Here is a 21093-nt window from a genome sequence, read left to right on the forward strand (position 1 = left end):
ATTTAATTTAAGAAGCGTCCAAAATTATCTGTTAAAGCTTAAATTGTGTTTGGGCATGATTATTGTTTTTTACTGTTCACTGATTAGCTTATGCAATTAACGAGAATGAATAAAATGCAATCGAAGAATCTTTTCATTATGTGTCTTTTGACCCTAATGAGTACCGTTTCTATAAAAAATGCTTACGCTCAAGTTACCCCACCTAAACCGGCGGCATGTACCACAGCTCCTCCGGGATTTATCATAGGAGGCACATTTGATGTTGGTCCAAGATGTTCTACTCCATCAAGCCCAAATGTATTGGTTGCTTTTAAGTATAAGGATGATTTAAATAGTCCGGATGCAATTCCTTCTCAAGTTCAGTATGTCTACGATTTTGATGATACTATAGATATTACAGCCGCAGGATTTGAAGGAGAAAGAGCAGCTTATAATGCGAGTTCTGCAAGTTGGAATGCTACTGAAGTGCTAGAGCCAGGTAGTACCTGGGTTTTGCAAATTGCTGAAATAAATGGGCAGCAGTATATAAGCTGTGGTCCGAGAGCTGCCGAAGTTATTAATGCTACCCCTCCAGAGGTAGAAATTTTCAGTTGTGATGCAAATTCGGTCACTATCAAAATAGAAAAGAGGGAAGAGAATCAGCATAATAAATATAAGATAGAATGGGGAGATGGCACAGAAGAGGTTTTTGATGTGACTCCTACAACACTGCCATACGAAGAAACACACGTGTATTCTGGAGTATTGACACGAATAGCGGTAAGTGGTTTTTATTTGAGGAATGGCTATGAACTTTGTCCTACTCCGCCTGAAGTAAAAGACCCAAATGTTATAAATACACCGATTATTAATAGTTTAACATCTTCAAACGGTGGTGCTGATATCTCTTTTAAGAACTTTAGCTCAGACGGTGTTTTCACGGTACAAGTGGCTGAGGATATGGGAAGCAATTATACTTGGAGTAATCATGGTGTGGCTACAAGTGACACTTATGCAGTGACAGGGCTTAATGAAGATTCTAAATATTGTTATAGAATAGTTACTTTAGACCCATGTGGTAATGAGGTTCAGTCAAACATAGTTTGTGATTTGACACTTTCTGCTACCCAGTCTAGTTCTTCTGATGCTACTATTAGTTGGGTTTTACCAAGCAATCCTTCGGGAACTCCACAGCAGTTAGAACTCCTTAAAGATGTGGAAGGCTGCGATAATTGTCTTAACTCTTTACCTTTATTCTCTAACCTTGATGATTACTTTGAAGACTCTAATTTAGAGTGTAGTGAAGTGTACAATTATCAAGTTACAGCTAGGTATGCTATAGAGGTTAATGGGAATACGGAGTTTGTTACAATTGCTTCGGATAAGCTAGATGTTGACCCTTTGGCAGGTACCACAAAAATCATACCTAACGGATTGATTCAAGCTGGCTACCCAGGAAATGATGATTCTATGATAAAGTTGGTATTGTTAGATAACTCAGACGCCACGGAATATCAGTTTTTACATAAAAGTTCAACGGATGAAGACTTTGTAGATATTGGAAAATCAACGGCTAATACATTTAACGATATTGCCATTCAAGCAAGTTCTGGGGAGTACTGTTATAAGTATAGGGTTGAAGATGCTTGTGGAATTCAGTCAGAACTGTCTCCAGAATTTTGTACTGTATTTCTTTCTTACAAAGGAAATACCTTAAACTGGACTGATTTCTCTTTCCCGAATACTATCATTACGTCTACAGATGCAGAATACACCGTAGAGAGTTACAATGAGGATATTGGAACTTTTCTTCCTCAGTACAGAACTAATAACCTTACTAAAGGAGTAGGAGAGTTGGTTTTAAATGCGACTAACCCTACTTTAAAGTTTAGAATATTAGCACAGCAATTTGTTGATATCCCGGGCTTTACAAACTTCTCAATACCTTCTTATAGTAATACTGTAGAAATGCCAATTCCAGCAGATATCTTCATACCATCGGCTTTTAGTCCAAATGGAGACGGAGAAAACGAAAGGTATGAAATCAAGTCTAAATTTGTAGAAAGTGGAACCATTACGATTTTTGATAGATGGGGTTCAATTCTTTATAAAGATGACTTAGATGGAATAGGTTGGGACGGAACTAGTCCAAAGTCTAATCAGCCAGTACCTGGTGGAAACTATACGTACAAAATTAGTGGTATTAGTTTAGCAGGCGAAGAGTTTAGCCGAAATGGCATACTTACTTTACTGAAGTAAATACATTTTAATAATCCCTTTCATATCGTTAAATTTACAATTCATTTAATGCGTAAATACTATGGGAATGTTTGATATGGCTGGGATGATGGGCAAAGTGAAAGAACTTCAGTCTAAAATGGAGGAAGCCCAAAGCAAATTAGGAGATATTACAGCCGAAGGAGAATCTGGAGCCGGTATGGTGAAAATTACTGTAAATGGTAAAAAAGAACTACAAAGCGTGGTAATAGAGCCTGAGTTGATAAACAAAGACGAAATAGAAATACTTCAAGACCTTATTGTGGCGGCAGCCAATAAGGCTTTAGAAAACGTAGAAGTTAAATCTAAAGCTGAGCTTCAAAATGCTACATCAGGCATGATGCCAAATATACCAGGCATGGATTTGGGCTCAATGTTTAACAAATAAGCACCTTGAGCACTGCCGTAGTCATACTGAACTTTAATGGCAAAGAGCATCTAAAAACCTTTTTACCTTCTGTTTTAGAGCATACTAAAGATGCTGATATTTGGTTGGCAGATAATGGTAGCTCTGATGACTCAATATCTTTTACGGAAGATAATTTTCCAAGTATTAAGATACTTTCCTTAAAAGAGAATAGTGGTTTTGCTGGAGGTTATAATAGAGCCTTAAAGGAAATTACGGCAGATTATTATGTGCTCTTAAATTCAGATGTAGAGGTATCGGAGAATTGGCTAAAACCACTTATTGATAACTTGGAATCTTCTCCTGGTTTAGTGGCTTGCCAGCCAAAAATACTTTCATATTTAAAGAAAGATACTTTTGAATATGCTGGAGCTGCTGGTGGGTTTTTAGATAAATGGGGTTATCCGTTCTGTAGAGGAAGAATCTTTGACCATTGTGAAAAAGACTTAGGTCAATATGATGAGAATATTGACATTTTTTGGGCTACAGGAGCTTGCTTAGTGATTGATGCAAATGTCTTTCACGACTTAGGTGGTTTTGATGAAAGGTTCTTTGCACACATGGAAGAAATTGATTTATGCTGGCGAATAAAGAATGCTGGTTATAGCATTGGTTTTGTACCTAATTCAAAAGTCTATCACCTTGGTGGAGGAACGCTAAATAAGAGTAGTCCTCAAAAGACCTTTCTAAATTATAGGAACAGTTTAGCTATGCTAGCTAAGAATTTGCCTTTGTGGAGAGCCCTTCAAGTGATTGTTATTAGATTGATATTAGATGGCGTTTCTGGTGTAAAGCTTCTTTTGGAATTTAAGCTTTTAGATTTTTGGGCCATTATTAGAGCACACTTTAGCTTTTATGCTATGCTTCCTTATTTAATTAAAACATCAAAAGGCAGACCAAGGTCGGGGAAATGTCTTTATCCTACTTCTATCGTTTTTGCCTACTTTGTCAAAAAGATTAAAACCTTTTCTGAATTAAAAAATGCTTAGAGTTGGAATAACAGGCGGAATTGGCTCTGGAAAAAGTACGGTTTGCCGAATTTTTGAAACTTTAGGTGTGCCAGTTTACTATGCAGATGAAGAAGCTAAAAAGCTTATTTCGTGCGATGAGGCTGTTAAGTCTCAAATTATTGATCTTTTAGGGGAAGATGCTTATTTAAATGGTCAATATAATGTGCCATTTGTAAAGAAAGCTGTTTTTCAAGATGCTAGCTTATTGACTGCATTAAATGGGATTGTTCATCCTGCTGTCAAAAAGCATGTAATAATGTGGATGGAAGGCCATAGAGGAAGGCCTTATGTCTTAAAAGAGGCTGCTATTATGAAAAAAGGGGCTGATTTAGATAAGATTATCTATGTAAGTGCATCTGAAGAAGTACGACTAGCTAGAACTTTAGAAAGAGACACTGAACGGACAGAAGAAGAAATTAGGGCTATTATGAAAAATCAGTTTAGCTCTGAATATTTCAAAGGAATTTCTGATTTCATCATTGAAAATGAAAACAACCTATTGATACCTCAAGTATTAGCGGTTCACCAAAAACTTCTTACTTCTTAAATTTCTGAGAAAGTTTATGAACAGTATTGTTCATTTCCTTATCCGTGTCCATCAAGTCGTTTACTGTTTGAATAGCATGAATAACCGTACTGTGGTCTCTGCCTCCAAAGTGATAACCAATAGATTTTAAAGAAAGGTTTGTCATTTCTTTCGCTAAATACATAGCCACCTGACGTGGAATAACAATACTTCGTAACCTACTTTTACTTTTCAAATCAGCTATTCTAACTTGAAAGTGCTCTGTAACTACGCCTATAATGGTGTCAATATTAACTTCCTTTTCAGACTCGGTTACAATATGATTAAGCGTTCTTTTTGCTAGTTCTAGGTCAATTGTCTTTTGAGTCAATGAGGCCTGAGCTATCAATGAAATCATAACACCTTCTAGTTCTCTCACATTGGAGTCAATGCTGTGGGCAAGGTATTCAATTACTTCAAAATCTATTTCAACACCCTCGTGTTGCAGTTTCTTTTGAATAATAGCAATACGAGTTTCAAGGTCAGGGCTTTGTAAATCTGCGGTAAGCCCCCATTTAAACCTTGAAAGCAATCTGTCTTCCATTCCTTCTAAGTCTCTAGGAGGCCTATCAGAAGTCATTACTATTTGCTTACCCGACTGGTGCAGGTGGTTGAAAATATGAAAGAATGTTTCTTGCGTCTTTTCTTTCCCAGATAAAAACTGAACATCGTCTATTATTAAAACATCAACCTGCATATAAAAAGACATAAAGTCTTGAAGGCTGTTGTTCTTTATCGAGTTGATAAATTGACTTGTAAACTTTTCAGAAGACACATAGAGTACAAACTTCTCACTAAGGCTATTGTTCTTAATGAAATTTCCAATGGCTTGTACTAAGTGAGTTTTACCAAGACCTACGCCACCATATATCATAAGTGGGTTAAACGAAGTTACACTTGGTTTTTCAGCTACCGCAAAACTGGCTGCTCGAGCTAACCTATTGCAGTCTCCCTCTATGAAATTGTCAAACGAATAACTCCTGTTTAAGAAGGAGTCAGATTGTAAGGCGTTTAAATCTCTAAGTTCAAATGGGCTTTTAACCTCTTTCGGTTCTGCGTTTTGATTTCTATAGTCGTTTCGCTGGTATTTAGGAGCGTTGCTGTTATTGCCGTTGCTGCTATTATTGCCTTTGTAGTTATTGTTACTATTGTTGTTTGTTCCTACAGATTGAGATTGTGGAGGTTTGTTATTTACCTTATCACCTCTATCCACTACTATGGAGTACTCCAATTGACCATCCGTACCTATAGAATAGTCTAAAGCTTTTCTTAATAACTCTACATAATTATCTTCCAACCACTCATAAAAGAACTGGCTAGGCACTTGAATGATTAATTTTTTGCCATTTAATTTATATGGCATAACAGGCTCAAACCAAGTTTTAAAACTTTGGTCTGAAGTGTGTTGACGAATCACCTTAAGGCAATTAGCCCAAACTATTCCTGCTTCATTCTCTGTTGCTTCCGGGTTCAATTTCGTATAGATAGTTGGTTAAAAAAGTTGCTTTTCTTTGGAGAAAAGGATACAAACTTAGTGAAATGAAGTGGCTAAAGGCTAGCAAAAAAACTATTTTATTTTTTGAAAAAGATTGCATGAAACTTGCATCTTATTTTAGTCCTATAAGTTATTAGATAAATGTGGATAACTTTTGTGCTCGTACTTGAAATATTACTATTCAGTTCATTGAATATATTTTCTTTATAGATTTCTTAGGAGTTGATATTCTCTATATAGTTCCGATATTTTGTAATTTGCGGTCTTAAAAGAATAAATAACCCAATGTGGTTTTATGCTCAAAACAATTCTACTGTATACCGCTATTTTAATTGCATTTTTCCTAGCTGACCATTTTGGACCTTTGGCTTTTTTACATCCAAAGAAATATGTGATATTGGCTTTCTTTGGGGCAGTCTCTTATTTATTTATTGTTATCTCAAAACAAGGAATGAGGGATAAAGGGGATAATTTCATACAGTTTTATCTATCTACGGTAATAATTAGGTTTTTGGCTTGTGTTATTTTTGTTACGGTCTTCTTGTATATAGGGGTAGAAAATGTTAAGCTTTTCGTTTTGAACTTTTTTGTACTATATTTATTTTTCACCTTGTTTGAAACTTTCGGTTTATATCGTAACTTGCGGCGATTTTAGCAGGTACTAGAAAAAGTCATCAAAAAGAAGACCTAAGCAATGTTTAAAAAGTTACTCTTAACTGTTTCATTATCAGTTTTTTCTATTTTTCTTTCGTTTGCTCAGCATGAGGAAGCTTTACATGAGGGGGAAGAAGGCGATTTTGTGGAGAGACATGAAGATCATTCAGAAGAAGCCTTTGATATGGGTGGTATGATTATGCACCATATTCTTGACGAGCATGGTTGGGAATTTGCTCATGGAGTAAAATTGCCATTACCAGTTATCCTTTATACGCAAGAGCATGGTTTAGATATTTTCTCTTCAGCTAAATTCGATGACCATGGCGTTTATGGACCGTATGTTAATCATCACGAGAAAATTGCTTTAGTAAACGACCATCACGCTACAGTATGGGACTTTTCAATAACTAAAAACGTAGCTTCTCTTTTCTTGAGTGCTATAATCTTAATTGCTATTTTCTTGGCGGTAGGTAGAGGATATAAAAAGAATAGAGGAAAAGCACCAAGTGGAATTCAGTCTTTTTTCGAGCCTGTTATTCTAACTATTAAAGATGAAGTAGTTAAACCTAATATAGGACCTAAGTATGAGACATACTTACCTTATATGTTGACTTTGTTTTTCTTTATCTTAATTAATAATCTTATTGGTTTAACACCGGGTGCGGCTAACCTGTCAGGTAACATTTCTGTTACTTTAACACTAGCAATTTTTACCTTTGTTATGGTTCACGTAAAAGCGAACAAAAACTATTGGATGCACTTAGTAGCTCCTCCAGGTGTCCCGGGTTGGTTAAAGCCATTGTTTTGGATAATTGAGGGTATTGGTGTTTTTATGAAACCAGCATCTTTAACTATTCGTCTTTTTGCAAACATTACAGGTGGTCATATTATCCTGTTGAGTTTTATAGGCTTAATTTTCTTGTTTAAGAATTATGCCGTAGGTGGTGGAGTTTGGGCCATAGGTACTTTTATGTCTCTTATTGAGATATTAGTTGCTTTTATTCAGGCTTATATATTTACTTTATTGTCGTCAATGTATATCGGAAGTGCTATTGAAGAGCATCACGATCATTAATTAGTATTTATTTTTTTATTAACTATAAATCGTTTTACAAATGTCTTTGTTAAACATTCTTTTACAAGCTGCTACTGAATCAGGTGCTGGCTTAGCTGCAATGGGTGGTGCTGTAGGTGCTGGTCTTTCTGCAATCGCTGCTGGAATCGGAATTGGTAAAATTGGTGGATCTGCTATGGAAGGGGTTGCTCGTCAACCTGAAGCTGCAGGTAAAATCCAGTCAATGATGATTATCATCGCTGCACTTATTGAGGCTGTAGCCTTATTTGGTGTGGTTGTAGGTCTTTTGGCCGTTCTTGGATAATTAGCAACAATCGTTTTGCTCTGTTCACATTAGGTGTCAGAGCAAAACTTTTTATTTTAAAAAGATTAATTTTTTAGATATATCATGGAATTATTAACTCCCGGTGTTGGTCTTATAGCTTGGCAAGCTCTTATTTTCCTTACGCTTTTCTTTGTTTTAAAGAAATTTGCTTGGAAAGGTATTTTATCTGCCCTTAGTGAAAGAGAAGAAGAAATTAGTTCTGCTCTTAAAATGGCTGAAGAGACTAGAGCAGAAATGGCAAAACTTAAGTCTGATAACGAAAAGTTATTAGCAGAAGCTAGAGCCGAAAGAGATAAAATGATTAAAGAAGCCAAAGAAACTACCAATAGGATGATTTCTGAAGCTAAAGATAAAGCGAGTACTGAAGCAAATAAAATCATGTCTGACGCAAGAGCTACTTTAGCTCAAGATAGAACGGCTATGATTTCAGATTTGAGAAAAGAAGTAGCTTCTTTATCAATCGAAATTGCTGAAAAAGTGATTAAGAGAGAGTTAACTTCTAAAGACGCTCATTCTAAATTAGTGACGGAATTAATAGGAGAAGCAAATCTTAATTAAGGTTTACCCTCGCTAAATAATTTCTTCGGATAATATTAAGTAGTAATAACTAGATATTAAGCCAGACTTATTAGTTTTGTTTAGAATGAGTCGGGTTTAGATAAATAATAAAAATGTCAGACGCGGTAGTAGCTTACAGATATGCAAAGGCTTTAATTGACTTTGCGATTGAACAAAAAGTGGTAGAGGATGTCAATAATGACATGAAACTTTTTACTGAAGTTTGTGACCAGAATAGTGAATTTGAGGCTGTAATGTCTAATCCTATTGTGAGACATGACAAGAAAAAGACGATTTTGAAAAATATTTTCGAATCTCGTGTTAATCCTGTGACTTATTCAATTTTTGACGTCTTAACTAGGAAGAACAGAGAAAGTCTTATAAAGCCTATCGCTGCTGAGTTTCAAAAACTATATGTTCTGCTTAATAATATTGAGCAAGCTAGCGTTACTACAGTAGAGCCTTTAACTGCAATTCAGAGAGAAGAGTTTATCAAGATAGTTAAGGATGCGAGTGGAAAGACAGTTGAATTAGAAGAAAAAATAGATACAGAACTGATTGGAGGATATGTGCTAAGAGTAGGAGATACTCAAATAGATACTTCAGTTAGAAAAAAGATAAACGACTTAAAGCTAGAATTAGCTTAGTCAAAGATTTAGTTTTCATGGCTATAAAGTTGAGAAAGGCCCTGGGTATCCCGGGGTTTTTTCCTTTTTAGGGGTACTGGTTTAATTAACTAGAAATTAAAGACACCGCACTTTTATTAGAATTAATTTAGGTTAAACTAAACTACGAACTGAGGGATTAATTTTTTATTTTGAGGTTTTAATGACCACTTTTTAGAAAAACATCTTTTAATGAAAGTTAACCTTAACTTTTTATTACTGCTTTCTGTATTATCATCATTTTCTTTCTCCTCATGGGCTCAATGTGATGAGAAATATGAGTTACGAATAAATGATACATATAATTATAGTTCTAGCTTCTACACTCCGCCACGAATAACAGAAAGGCTTGTATGTAAGGACTCGCAAACTAGCTTTAAAGTTTTGGGCCCTACAAATGATCAGACTACTTACAGGTTTTTAAAGAACGATTCTTTACTTAGTGAAGGGAAAGAAAATCAATATAATATCTCAGGTAGTGGTTCTTTTCTTGTCGAAGTAGTTAGTGGAAATTGTCTTTATAAAATAGGGCACTTTAATATAGAGGAAACAGAAATTATTAATGTTACTACAAGAGAAGATACCATTCATTTATGTGAGTCATCAGAGATTTACGAATATATTTATGGAAATACTAACGTGAATTTTGCTAGTTCGGAAATTGAATATACTTGGACGAAAAATGGATTTCCAGTGGCTAGTAATTATGGTAGCGATATTAATCCTGAAAGTGAAGGTATATATCAATTAAAAGCAAGTATAGCTTCTTGTATAGGCTTATCGAAACCTGTAGTTGTAATCAAAGAGAATGGATACTCTGTTAATAATGAGTTAGAATTTTACTTTGATAAACAGGTTTCTATTGAAGGAAAGGATACTGTTTTAATATGTGCAGAAAATAGTTATACGTTATATTCTTCTACGAGAACAGATTGGTATAAGGATAATGAAAAAGTGCTTTCAAATTCAAAAACCTTTGAAATATTAGAATCTGGACTGTATTCATCTAAGAAGGTCTATTCTGATTATTGTACCTATGTACAAAAGCCTAAATATTTCTTCCAAAGTAGTCGTATTGAAGCACCAATGGCGGTTGTGAGTTATCAACCTTGTAAGATTACTACAGTTTCTATAGAAAATTTGGATACTGATAATGCAAAGAATAAATTAGATATATATGATGAATCTGATGGAAGACTCATTTATTCATCTGAAAATGTTGTCAATTATGATCGTTATGGAATTACTGTCCCGAAAATAAGATTAGAGTATTCTGACGAGAATTGTTCTAGTGCCAGTACAGTATATAATCTGACACCAAGCAAATCTAAAATGGGTATTAATGGTAGAACAACCGAAGGAAGTTATACCGAGCTAGCTTTATGTGACAACCAAACGGTGGAAGTCTCATTCAATGAAGGACGATTACTTAAAACAACTCTATATAGAAATGGTTTGCCATATTTATCGCATCCACCTGGCGGACGTTTACAGTTGAGGATTACTTTAACGGAGGAGGGCATTTATAATTTTGTTTCAGAATCAAACGAGTGCCTCACTTATTCGGATACTTTAAGTTTAATAAAGCCTAGTTTAGAAAGTATTGGGATTGAAATAAGGTCTCAGGATTGTGAAGTTTTTAGGTTATCACCTGAGGTTACCTCTGGAAACAGTTTTAATTGGGTTAAAAATGGAGAACTTATAGATAATGGCATAAGTAGTAATGAATTGGAGGTGAGTATATCTGATACTAATAGTTATAATATTTTAGTTAAGAACCTAGGCTGTATCTCGTATTCAGAGCAGATTGTACCAGAAAGAATTGGAAAAGTTATAGGTACAACTAATTTATTTGTTGGGGATGAACTTTCTCTAAGTACTTCTAATCCGGATGAAATTAATTACACTTGGACGACACCAAAAAGTGAGGAAATAGATGGTTCCGAACTCCTAATCAAAAGTATTTCAAAGAAAGAGGAGGGTGAATATTTTCTAGAAACTAACTTTGGAAGCTGTAGCATAACGGATACGGCTAATGTTACAGTTGAAGATGGACCGAAAGTAAAACTGACGTTTCTGTCGTCAATTTGTGAAGGAGAGGAAGTCTATATTTTTCTAGAGGGCGAAAGGCCATCAAATGGATTTAAGATTGAACATAATTTTAAGGGTCAAATATCTTCCCTAAATTATCCGACTTCTTATTATGGGGGTTTATCTGAAATTATAAATTTGGGTGTTCATTATCGTAATTTTTCGGAAAACCCTTATCTGAAAATTATTTTGTGGGGTGATGAGGGGGAAGAAGATGAGGAATATTTATTATTTGAAGGGTCTGGAGTTTCATCAGTTATTGGGTGCAATAATAGTTTGATTTCTGTAGATAAAACTAATTTCTGCTCCTATGAGGAAACTGTTTTTAATCTAAAATTTCCAGCCCAAATAGAAAAGGACACTAAGTTTAATATATATACACAGGTCGGAAGATTCGCCAAAAAACTAATTGGTAGTGTCAAAGCAAGTGATTCTTTTTTTAAATACGATTTGCCAGATTTAACTGAATACGTAATTATTCAAAGTGAAGATGAAAGTCTTACTAGGGTTAGTCCAAAGCTGACTATAATAGATTCGTATTTAGAGGTAAGATCTGAAACAGGTGAATATGCCCATTGTTCAGGATTCTTCACCCCCTTAAGGGCGTATTCAAGTATTGGGGATTTTACTTGGGAAAAAGATGGTGAAGAGATTTCCGGCTTAGAAAAAGGCTTAATTAGAGCTGAAGCTTGGGACGAGGGTGCTTATTCAATAATAGGCGAAAATCAAGGTTGCATATTTGAAAGTAAAAAGGTAACGGTTAAACGTGACTCTATACCGAAGCCTTCAATAAATACTAGCTTTAAAAATCATTTTTTTTGTAAAGGTACTGAGGTAAGTTTAGCATCAACTTCAAGGTTTAATTATACAAGTGTTCAGTGGAAACGGAATAATTTACCTTTAGAAGGTGGCGATAGCACAGTATTGAAGGTGTCAGAGAATGGAAATTATACCATAGAAGCTAAACAGGGTTCTTGTAGTGCCTATTCAGATGATACCATAAATATCCAATTTGGTGATTCACAAGTGTTGCCTGAGATAGCCGTCGTATATGGAAATGGCATATTAAACAATGGTAAATACTATATATGCGAGGCAAATGAATTTAGGTTTAACGAGTATGCCCTTAGTTCTTTAATAAAAAATCAACTCTCATTTCAATGGCAAAGGAATGGTAAGGATGTTCCTGGAGCAATTACGTCTTATCTAAGTAGTGTTGAAAGTGGGAGATATAGATTGAAAGTTTCTGGAGGAACTTGCGTAAATTATTCGAATGAAATAGAGGTTGTCAATACAAATAACTTAGTTACAGATTATACTCTTTTAGGGTATAATGAAGCTTTAGCACTTTCTGAAGACGACGTGGTTCAACTTTGTGCTGGTTCTAGTGTGGGATTGGCTAGATATATTGGACCAGAGTCATTTTACGGTTGGACACGCGAATTATACTTGGATGGGGTTTTACAAAAGATGACTTACCCAGATGGCGAAAATAAACTGGAGATAGATGAACCTGGGAACTATCAGGTTAAGTTTGTCAATCCGAATCAAGAAACATGTATTCTTTCTTCAAAAGAGTTTACTGTAGAATTTATTCAAAATGACACTCTAGCTTTGGATAGATTTACTTTTTATGGACAAAACTGTAGTACAGGGAGACTGTTATATGCCACTAATGGGATTTCTTATAATTGGACTTATCAAAATGAATTAGTTGGTATAGAAGAAACCTTGGAAACTAGCAATCTAGGAATTTATGAGGTCTATATAGAGAAAGAAAATGGTTGTGTTTTAAAAAAGGAATACGAAATCTCAGATAAGCCAATATCAAATATTCATGTTTATCCTTCTAGTAGGATACTGTGTGATAATTCATCGTGGATTCGGTTGTTCGTAAGTTACTCTTATAAAAATATGAGATGGTTTAAGGACGACTCTCTGATTCAGGTTGGAGGAGTAGATATTTTGGTGAATGAGCCAGGGTTTTATCATTTAGAATATACTACAGCTGAAAATTGTAGGCTAGAATCGCAACCAGTTGAAATAATGGCAAGCTCTATTAATAATAGATTATCCCCAGATATGGATATTCTTAATATTTGCCCTAACGGGGGATTCCAAACACTTGAAACTGTTTCAGAATCGGACTATAATTATCATTGGTACTTTAATGATGAATTGATGGAGGGGGAAGACTTAAATTCTATTAAAGCGGAAAATGTTGGCGTTTATTATGCTTTGATATCAAAAGAAAGATGTGTTTATAGAACAGCTGAAAAACATATATATGCAATTACTAATGAATTGCCTACTGCTACTATTTCGGGTGATTCATTAGTTGAGTTTGGTGGTTTGGCTGAATTGTCCATTAATTTTACTTCTAGTCCTCCATTTAGTTACACCTTTACTAATGGTGAAGTAGGAGAGTCTAACACTTTATTTTCTACTCATTCATTTAGTACTTATGAGAATACCACATTTGAATTAGCATCCGTAGTTAATACATGTGGTGAAGGTCAAGTATTTGGAACTGCAAATATTCAGGTTTTGATATTGGGAGATGAACCAGATTTTGGTTCTGATATTTTAGTATATCCAAATCCAATATCAACGGCTTGTAACTTGAGATTTGCTTTAAAAAAGCATCAAAATGTTTCTTACAGTTTATTAGATATTAGTGGTAAAATTTATGAGTCTCAAAACCTAGGTAGGCTTAGAAACTCAGAAATTCAGCTTAATCTTGATTATCTAAAATCAGGAACATATTTACTTGTCTTTGATGTTGATAACAAGAAATTTGTTAGAAAGGTAATTAAGAATTAACTACTTCATCGCAATCTTAAATCGTCTGTAAGACGAGAATAGAATGCCGATAATCAAAAGTATGATTCCTATCCAAAGAAGATTGATTAAGGGCTTTTCTATGGCCTTTAATACAATATACTCTCTTTCGCTACGTGATATGCCAAAAGTGAAATTACCAGTTACTGGGTCTATCTGATTTAGCTGTACTCGTAAACCAAGTTCATTACTCACCACTGGCTTACTCCAAACTTGATTATCCTTTATAACAAAAGTAGGTCTTAGAAGTTTTTCGCCATCTCTTTCTAAGATTCTTAAATGAGCCATTGCGGCAGCATCTCCAGGCTTTAAAGCCATGCCATCTACCTCTCTTACCCCTATTACATCATCCAGTATAGCCACATAGTCATTTAAAAAGAAAGTGTCTCTTAATGCCACATTATAATCCATCGGAATAGTCCACTCACGCTCTTCTTCGTTTTGAACGTAGTTTACATGCGAATAAACATCTTTGTTCCAGAAACGCTTGATGTCTGGCGAAGCCACATTACCCATTTTTTGGTTTATCTGATACCTTGGGTAAAGATTGTATTTTTCGCCGTTTTTAAGTTCGTAAGCTATTTGATAATAGGTATTCTCCGCTTCATATTCTACGGTGTCAGAACGATACCTTAGCGTATCAGAACCATCCACAATATCGGCTCTAGCAATCCCTTTATAACCTGAACCAATGATTGGCTGAATAAAACGTTTTTCTATAAAGCCAGGAACCTCTCTAACGTCAACAAACTGCCCCTTATATGTAAGGGAGAACTCTGGTAATTCATAAGGTCTGTTAAGCCATAGTAATACGTTTTCTCTACTTTCTTTTTCAGAGTCGGAGAAGAGTTCTGTTTGGGTAGTGTTTATTGAAACTGTTCGCTCGTAAGCAGATGAAAACATAATTCCTAAAAGCATTAATGCTACGCCAATATGGCTGATTGCTCCTCCAGCTACTTTTATTTTTCCTTTAAAGAGGTCAATTAGAATGGAGCCATTTGCCACGATAGAGAAGACAGAGCCCGTAACTAAAATAACGTATTTCCAGTCATCTACTTTGGTAAGAAGAATGACAAGCATAGATATGACCATTGAAACTAAAAGTGGTGTGCTTAAAGCTTTGAAATTTTCACCTTTAATTTTTCTCCACCAGAAATATTGGGCTATGCCCATTAAAATAACAGCTACTATAAACAGCCACATCTGGAAAGTGGTGTAATGTGCTATTTGATTTGATGGTAAAGCCATATTCAAGTCTATCCCCATTGCTGTAGCTAGGCTATTATAAACAGGAATTGACGTAGTAATAATTACCTGAAAAGCAGCCAAACTCAAAGTTATAACACCCATAAATATCCAAAACTCCGAAGAGTAAACAGATGCCTCTTTATCGTCTGTAGGCAAGTCTTTCCATCTGATGGCGGCCAAGATTATGGCACCAAATAAGAAGGTAAGCAGATAAAGCAAAAGTTGACCTGATAGTCCTAAATCCGTAAAGGAGTGAACAGATGAATTTCCAAGTATTCCGCTTCGTGTTAAGAATGTTGAATACAGAATTAAAATAAACTGTGCTATAAGTAAGATGTAGGAGTATTTTAAAGCAGAGGTACTTTTTCTAGCAAAAATGAGCGTATGGAAAGCAGCAACAAGAACTATCCATGGAACGTAAACTGCATTTTCTACAGGGTCCCAGTTCCAATATCCACCAAAGTTCAATGTTTCGTAGGCCCATACGCCACCCATGATAATACCGGTTCCTAAAACCACTGCTGCCAGTAAAGCCCATGGTAATGTTAGGTTTAACCAGCCTGTATAGTCCTTTTTCCATAGGGAGGATATAGCAAATGCAAAAGGAACCATGGTTAGGGCAAAACCTAAAAACAAGGTAGGTGGGTGTATTACCATCCAGTAATTTTGAAGTAATGGATTTAAGCCATTACCGTCTTTAGGAATAAAACCAGGGTCTAGTTTCCAAACAGGTGCTGTAGGGTTGGCTTCTTGGAGAGTTAAGAAAGGAGAGCTTCCTAGTTTCCATTCAGAAAAGAAAACCACTCCGAGTATCATGGAGGTTAAAAACAATTGAATTCCAGAAACAATCATCATGCTAGGTGAACCTAAAGCCACGTGTTTTGATTTACTTCTGAATTGTAAAATAAGAACACAGCCGACTATGGCGTTCCAAAAAATCCAGAGGAGAAAGCTTCCTTCTTGGTCTTGCCAAAAGCAGGAGATAGCATAGCCTAAGGGCAAACTAAGAGAAGTATTGTCCCATGCGTAATGGTATTCAAAATAATGATTGAAAATTATGGTAAAGAGTGTGAGGCAAATTCCTATCACAAAAACTGTGTGACCTATAAAAATGCTGTTACCATATTTTTTCCAAAATGGTTTGCTTTCGTTTTCTCGAGAGGCCTGCCAATAGGCATAAGTGGCCAATAAAGAACTAATAAACGCCAAAATGGTTAGTAATCGGCCAATCTCTCCTAGATAAGGTCTCAACATGAATTTTTCTCTCTTAAAATTTACTGTAAAGGTACTAGTAAAAGGGCAATTTGCCGATTTTAGTTCGTATCATTTATGGCATTTTAACACATGCCGAAAAGCGAAACTCGGAAGTAATTCGTTAAATTTAAAAATGCATTATGTTTACATCATGTTGAGAAAGACCTTTCTGTCACTTATTTGCATTTTAGGCCTCTTTTGGTCTGTAAATGCCCAGTCTATAGACTTTAAATATGCTACATTTGATGAAGCGAAAGACGCATCAAAGGTAGCCGAAAAGCTAATTTTTGTCGACTTCTACGCTGATTGGTGTGGGCCATGCAAAGCCATGGAAAATACTATTTTCACCAAAGCGGAAGTAGGAGCCATGTTTAATAAGGATTTTGTGAATTTCAAAATTGATAGTGAATTAGAAGAAGGCAAGAAATTAGTTCGGCATTACGGCGTTCAGGAATTTCCTACTTACCTTTTTGTGAATTCAGAAGGAGAAGTGGTCCATAAGATAATAGGTTTTCAATCGGTAAGAAATTTATTGATAGAGGCTGGCAAAGCGAAAAGGAAGTTTGAAGGCTTTGTGCCTATTAGGCGATTGGACAGTGTTTATGAAAATGGGAATGATGATGTAGATTTTCTTTATGAATACTTAAAACGAAAAAGTTATGAGGAAGGCTCACAGCCCAAAGTGCTCGCAAAATATTTAGAGGTAGTACCCGAAAGCGAACTTCAAACTGAAAAAGTACTATCGCTTATTTCTGAAAACGTAACCTCAGTAAGTTCTAAAGGCTTTTATATTCTAGCCGAGTCATTGTCAAGGTTTATGAAATTGACAGAATCTCAGCAGAAATATGTTTTGAAAGGAATTTCAAACTCTAAAAAGTTAACTTTTAGAGAAGCTGTGGAAAATAAAGATGACGAGCTTTTCGATGTTTTGATTGATGCGGTGCATGCCACTTCCTATAGCAGGCAAGCGGCTTTTGCAGAGGAAAGACAGTTTAGGTATGACTACGCCAAACTCACCAGAAACTTTAAGCATTTCAAATTAATAGCTCAGGAAGAAGCCACTCAAATTATGAGTAGGTCTATGGAGGATTTTGAAGAGCATACCAAAAGGACCATTGAGGCTTTTAAAGATACCGCAAAGGAAAAAGGTATTTCAGAATCTTCCGGAAGGTATCAAATGATGTTGGCAGGTTTAGAAAATGGAGCTGCAAAAGCCGCATCTTTCCAACTTAATGATTTCGCTAGAGGTTATTACGAAATGGCAAGTGATGATATGGACTTTAAAAATGCCATTAAATGGTCTGCTTTTGCTATCAAATTAGACGAAACAGCTGCAAATTGGGAAACATATGCTTTCTTGCTCAAGAAAGTAGGAAGAACTAGGGATGCGAAAAAAGCAATGAAGCAAGCTATGAAAATGGCAAAAAAGGACAACCTAGAAACAGATACATTGAAAGCAGCCTTTAAAAATATCAAATGACAAAGCGTTTAATTTTATTAGGATTTTCGTCACTCTTATTAGTCTTCAGCAGTCTGACAATACTGGATGCCGGAATAGATTTCAAATTGGGTGAAACTAATTCTTTTGAGAATATTAAGGAAGATGCGGTTAGTCAGGACAAAATCATCTTTGTAGACCTATTTGCTACTTGGTGCGGTCCATGTAAAAAGATGGAAGCTGAAGTTTTCAATAAGGAGAAAGTAGGGCAAAAGTATAATGAGTCTTTTATAAACTATAAAGTGGATATTCAGAGCCCAGAAGGCTCCAAAGTAGCCAGACTATATAATATTAACGCCTACCCAACGTACCTTTTCCTCAAACCAAACGGCGAAGTTTTATATCGCCTAGAAGGCGTTTTCACAGTTGATGGAATGATAGAAGAAGCTGAATTTGCTTTGACCTTAGAATAAATCTTCTGAGCGTTCTAGCATCAAGATAGAACTTTGCGGTACGATAACATACTTCACACCTTCATATTGAATCTCAATGGCATGCCTTTGTAAGTAAATGGCTACATCACCTTCTTCAGCTTGAAGTGGCATGTATTTTACTTTTTCTTCGGTGCCTTTCCATGGTTCGTCTTCTACTGGGTTTGGCAATGGATATCCAGGACCTACTTTTACCACATGGCCACTTCTAACCTCTTCTTTTTCCGTAACCGTAGGTGGCAGAAATAAACCTGAATTGGTTTTTCCAGAGTGATTTTTAGGTTTGATTAATATTTTATCGCCTACTACTTCTAGTCGCTTAAGTTTGTTATCTGGTGTGATTTCCATTTTTAAATATTAATTTTTCTCCTTCTGGCAGTAATCTGCCAAGTGTCAATTTTGCGATTATTTTTTATAACAGAAAGTTCGTCGTGCAAGTTTACTGTAGGGCAAATATGATAAGGAATTCCATAAAAAACATCTCCCACTTTTATTGAATCCCAGTTTTTGACTTTTAAAACGCCATGTTCTTCGCTTTGAGAAAGCAACTCATAATCTGTCAAATTTATCAATTTAACTCTTTTGTCAATCGTGTTTTCGGCCGCTACAGATTTGTGACCAAGGTCAATAGTGACAATGCCTTCCGTAGGTTTTGAAATAACCCGAGTAACTAGCAATGCTGCCGCATCAAAACTCTGTTCTTCAATGTTTTCTTCATAGCCCCAATCCCAAAATACACAAGTTCCTGGACTCGCTATTCTATGCGTTTTTTTTAGGTGAGAAGTAAAAGAAGGCGTTCCTCCTGAGATTAATTTAATGTCGGGGAATTCTGTTTCTAGCTTCGCAAAAAGTTTTTCAACTTCTATAAACCCTGATTCCACTTTGTTATTTCTTTCTTCAAACGATTTTTGATGAAGGTGACCATCATAAACATGAAGCCCTTTAAAAACTAAGTTTTTACAATCTGGAATTTGAGCCAAAAGTGTATTTAAACCTTCGCCTAATTTAATTCCAGACCTATCCATGCCGTTATTGATGTCAATATAGAAATGGATGGTAATGTTCTTTGAGGCTGCCGCTGAATCTAATTTTGTTAAACTTTCAGGGTTGTCAATAATGGTGGAAATCAAGGTTTCAGGATATGCTAAAACGAGTTTTACCAGTCGATTTATTTTAGGGCCAACCAATTGATGAGCTATCATCACTTCTTTGGCACCTTGTTCGGCGGCTATTTCTGCTTCTGAAATGGTTGACGCTTTAAAATTGACAATTCCGGCATCCACCATCCTTTTAATAACCTCGGGTGTTTTGTTGGTTTTGACATGTGGCATTAGGTTCTCCACTTTGCCATTCACCATCGAAATCATCTTTTGGATATTAGCATCCATACGTGACTCGTATAAAACTAAAGATGGAGAATCTACTTCGTCAATATTTTCAATGTCGTACCAATTCATAGCTGTTAAAGTGTTTTGATGGTCAAAAATAACATGAATAATAATTGATAGACTTCATTTTAATCAGAATAGTGATTTAATTGCCATTCGAATTTTAAAATGACTTTTATAGATGGCGAATTTATTGACAGGCATTCAGCAAATAGGAATTGGAGTACCAGATGCTGGTGCAGCTTTTTCATGGTATAATGAGCATTTAGGCTTAAATGTGCCAGTGTTTGATGATGTGGCAAGAGCAGAGTTAATGACTCCACACACAAACGGAATAGTAAGAGAAAGACGAGCTATTTTGGCGGTTAATATTGCTGGAGGTGGTGGTGCAGAAATTTGGGAATCTAAAGACCCATTGCCAATAGCTGCACCTGAAGAGCCTGCCATAGGAGATTTGGGTATTTATGCTGCTAAAATCAAATCAAGTAATATAAATTTCTTGGCTAAGAACCTAGGTTTGCAAACAACAGAGTCACCATCAGGCTCATCTTATGCTTGGATAAAGGACCCTTATGGAAATCGGTTGCAACTCGTTTCTGACAATTCTTGGTTTAAAAAGAAAGCCGATAATACGGGTGGTGTTTTGGGAGCCATAATAGGTGTAAGTGATATGGAGAAGTCCTTAACACTATATAAAGATACCTTAGGGATTTCTGAAGTAGTGTATGATAAAACGGGCGTATTCTCAGATTTGGAATCACTGAAAGGTGGTGATAGAAAGGTGAGGCGAGTTTTATTAAAGAAAACTGAAACTGCTGATGGAGCTTTTTATAAGCTCTTCGGGAATGTTGAAATAGAATTAATTCAGGCGATAGATGCGGATGTAAATACGATCATGAAAGACAGAAGCTGGGGAGATTTAGGTTTCATTCATCTTTGTTTTGACTGTTTAGATATGGATGCATTTAAAAAGAAAGCTTCGGATGGTGGTTTTCCTTTTACGGTAGATAGCGGTGGATATTTTGGTATGAGTGACGCTGGTGGAAGGTTTAGCTACATTGCCGACCCTGATGGTACTTTATTAGAATTTGTAGAAACGCATAAAGTGCCAGTTTTTAAGAAATTGAATATCTCCATTGACCTTAAAAAGCGTGGAATGAGAAAACCATTGCCAAACTGGATGATTGGAACACTAGGTTGGGGTAAGGTGAAACCGTAAAGAGGATGCAAGAGAACTAGTATTGTCAGTCCCCTGCTCGTCCGATAGGTGGGGAGAGGACTGACTCACCTCTTCAAATATCATAGCACACGCCTGCCTGTCGGCAGGCAA

Annotated in this window: 16 protein-coding genes; 12 read left to right on the plus strand and 4 right to left on the minus strand. The window is 35.9% G+C overall.

The features are described 5' to 3' along the window. The first annotated feature begins 114 nt into the window (after nt 1-114). The 4 genes from AC0L6O_RS04475 (at nt 115) to coaE (ending at nt 4219) form a co-directional block, all read left to right on the plus strand. Entirely contained in the window at nt 115-2238 is a 2124-nt protein-coding gene (locus AC0L6O_RS04475; protein WP_473306633.1) for a T9SS type B sorting domain-containing protein, read from the plus strand. A gap of 67 nt (nt 2239-2305) precedes the next feature. Next, complete coding sequence (locus AC0L6O_RS04480) at nt 2306-2644, plus strand: YbaB/EbfC family nucleoid-associated protein (RefSeq protein WP_473308497.1); 339 nt, start codon at nt 2306-2308, stop codon at nt 2642-2644. Nucleotides 2645-2649: 5 nt separating this feature from the next. After that, nucleotides 2650-3651 carry a glycosyltransferase family 2 protein gene (locus AC0L6O_RS04485; RefSeq protein ID WP_473306634.1) on the plus strand — a complete coding sequence of 334 codons (1002 nt, stop codon included), beginning with the start codon at nt 2650-2652 and terminating at the stop codon, nt 3649-3651. Then, nucleotides 3644-4219, plus strand: a complete 576-nt coding sequence (gene coaE / locus AC0L6O_RS04490; protein ID WP_473306635.1) for a dephospho-CoA kinase — start codon at nt 3644-3646, stop codon at nt 4217-4219. The genes AC0L6O_RS04485 and coaE overlap by 8 nt, the downstream gene beginning before the upstream one ends. On the opposite strand, the gene dnaA is transcribed toward coaE, so the two are convergent. Further along, the gene (gene dnaA / locus AC0L6O_RS04495) at nt 4209-5711 is read right to left on the minus strand and encodes a chromosomal replication initiator protein DnaA (RefSeq protein ID WP_473306637.1); all 1503 of its coding nucleotides are present in this window, start codon (nt 5709-5711) and stop codon (nt 4209-4211) included. The two genes, coaE and dnaA, sit on opposite strands and share 11 nt — an antisense overlap. Nucleotides 5712-6426: 715 nt before the next feature. Between dnaA and atpB the strand changes: the two genes are divergently transcribed. From atpB to AC0L6O_RS04520, 5 genes are all read left to right on the plus strand, one after another. Further along, nucleotides 6427-7464, plus strand: coding sequence for a F0F1 ATP synthase subunit A (atpB, locus tag AC0L6O_RS04500; protein ID WP_473306639.1), 1038 nt, complete (start codon nt 6427-6429; stop codon nt 7462-7464). Nucleotides 7465-7504: 40 nt separating this feature from the next. Beyond that, on the plus strand, nt 7505-7768 hold the full coding sequence (gene atpE / locus AC0L6O_RS04505) for an ATP synthase F0 subunit C (RefSeq protein ID WP_341228380.1): 264 nt from the start codon (nt 7505-7507) through the stop codon (nt 7766-7768). Nucleotides 7769-7852: 84 nt separating this feature from the next. Next, complete coding sequence (gene atpF / locus AC0L6O_RS04510) at nt 7853-8347, plus strand: F0F1 ATP synthase subunit B (RefSeq protein ID WP_473306641.1); 495 nt, start codon at nt 7853-7855, stop codon at nt 8345-8347. Between the two features lie 113 nt (nt 8348-8460). Further along, on the plus strand, nt 8461-8994 hold the full coding sequence (gene atpH / locus AC0L6O_RS04515; protein ID WP_473306642.1) for an ATP synthase F1 subunit delta: 534 nt from the start codon (nt 8461-8463) through the stop codon (nt 8992-8994). Nucleotides 8995-9204: 210 nt separating this feature from the next. After that, nucleotides 9205-13926, plus strand: coding sequence for a T9SS type A sorting domain-containing protein (locus AC0L6O_RS04520; protein WP_473306644.1), 4722 nt, complete (start codon nt 9205-9207; stop codon nt 13924-13926). On the opposite strand, the gene ccsA is transcribed toward AC0L6O_RS04520, so the two are convergent. After that, complete coding sequence (gene ccsA / locus AC0L6O_RS04525; RefSeq protein ID WP_473306645.1) at nt 13927-16446, minus strand: cytochrome c biogenesis protein CcsA; 2520 nt, start codon at nt 16444-16446, stop codon at nt 13927-13929. Between ccsA and AC0L6O_RS04530 the strand changes: the two genes are divergently transcribed. Both AC0L6O_RS04530 and AC0L6O_RS04535 read left to right on the plus strand, forming a co-directional pair. After that, the gene (locus tag AC0L6O_RS04530) at nt 16445-17926 is read left to right on the plus strand and encodes a thioredoxin family protein (protein WP_473306646.1); all 1482 of its coding nucleotides are present in this window, start codon (nt 16445-16447) and stop codon (nt 17924-17926) included. The two genes, ccsA and AC0L6O_RS04530, sit on opposite strands and share 2 nt — an antisense overlap. Then, nucleotides 17923-18357 carry a thioredoxin family protein gene (locus AC0L6O_RS04535; protein ID WP_473306647.1) on the plus strand — a complete coding sequence of 145 codons (435 nt, stop codon included), beginning with the start codon at nt 17923-17925 and terminating at the stop codon, nt 18355-18357. Before AC0L6O_RS04530 ends, AC0L6O_RS04535 begins: the two co-directional genes overlap by 4 nt. Here AC0L6O_RS04535 and AC0L6O_RS04540 read toward each other — a convergent pair. Beyond that, nucleotides 18349-18723, minus strand: a complete 375-nt coding sequence (locus AC0L6O_RS04540; RefSeq protein WP_473306649.1) for a co-chaperone GroES — start codon at nt 18721-18723, stop codon at nt 18349-18351. The genes AC0L6O_RS04535 and AC0L6O_RS04540 overlap by 9 nt on opposite strands. Nucleotides 18724-18725: 2 nt before the next feature. Continuing rightward, nucleotides 18726-19832 carry a D-TA family PLP-dependent enzyme gene (locus AC0L6O_RS04545; RefSeq protein ID WP_473306651.1) on the minus strand — a complete coding sequence of 369 codons (1107 nt, stop codon included), beginning with the start codon at nt 19830-19832 and terminating at the stop codon, nt 18726-18728. Nucleotides 19833-19944: 112 nt separating this feature from the next. On the opposite strand from AC0L6O_RS04545, the gene AC0L6O_RS04550 reads away from it, so the two are divergent. Further along, a complete protein-coding gene (locus AC0L6O_RS04550) occupies nt 19945-20982 on the plus strand; it encodes a VOC family protein (RefSeq protein WP_473306653.1) in 1038 nt (345 codons plus the stop codon). Nucleotides 20983-21093 lie beyond the last annotated feature (111 nt).

The organism is Arcticibacterium sp. GJ41-1 (assembly GCF_055808875.1).

Bases quoted from the DNA above. Each gene is read 5' to 3' on its own strand.
- AC0L6O_RS04475 (WP_473306633.1), top strand. From the start codon at position 115: ATGCAATCGAAGAATCTTTTCATTATGTGTCTTTTGACCCTAATGAGT.
- AC0L6O_RS04480 (WP_473308497.1), top strand. From the start codon at position 2,306: ATGTTTGATATGGCTGGGATGATGGGCAAAGTGAAAGAACTTCAGTCT.
- coaE (WP_473306635.1), top strand. From the start codon at position 3,644: ATGCTTAGAGTTGGAATAACAGGCGGAATTGGCTCTGGAAAAAGTACG.
- atpB (WP_473306639.1), top strand. From the start codon at position 6,427: ATGTTTAAAAAGTTACTCTTAACTGTTTCATTATCAGTTTTTTCTATT.
- atpE (WP_341228380.1), top strand. From the start codon at position 7,505: ATGTCTTTGTTAAACATTCTTTTACAAGCTGCTACTGAATCAGGTGCT.
- atpF (WP_473306641.1), top strand. From the start codon at position 7,853: ATGGAATTATTAACTCCCGGTGTTGGTCTTATAGCTTGGCAAGCTCTT.
- atpH (WP_473306642.1), top strand. From the start codon at position 8,461: ATGTCAGACGCGGTAGTAGCTTACAGATATGCAAAGGCTTTAATTGAC.
- AC0L6O_RS04520 (WP_473306644.1), top strand. From the start codon at position 9,205: ATGAAAGTTAACCTTAACTTTTTATTACTGCTTTCTGTATTATCATCA.
- AC0L6O_RS04530 (WP_473306646.1), top strand. From the start codon at position 16,445: ATGAATTTTTCTCTCTTAAAATTTACTGTAAAGGTACTAGTAAAAGGG.
- ccsA (WP_473306645.1), bottom strand. From the start codon at position 16,446: ATGTTGAGACCTTATCTAGGAGAGATTGGCCGATTACTAACCATTTTG.
- AC0L6O_RS04535 (WP_473306647.1), top strand. From the start codon at position 17,923: ATGACAAAGCGTTTAATTTTATTAGGATTTTCGTCACTCTTATTAGTC.
- AC0L6O_RS04540 (WP_473306649.1), bottom strand. From the start codon at position 18,723: ATGGAAATCACACCAGATAACAAACTTAAGCGACTAGAAGTAGTAGGC.
- AC0L6O_RS04545 (WP_473306651.1), bottom strand. From the start codon at position 19,832: ATGAATTGGTACGACATTGAAAATATTGACGAAGTAGATTCTCCATCT.
- AC0L6O_RS04550 (WP_473306653.1), top strand. From the start codon at position 19,945: ATGGCGAATTTATTGACAGGCATTCAGCAAATAGGAATTGGAGTACCA.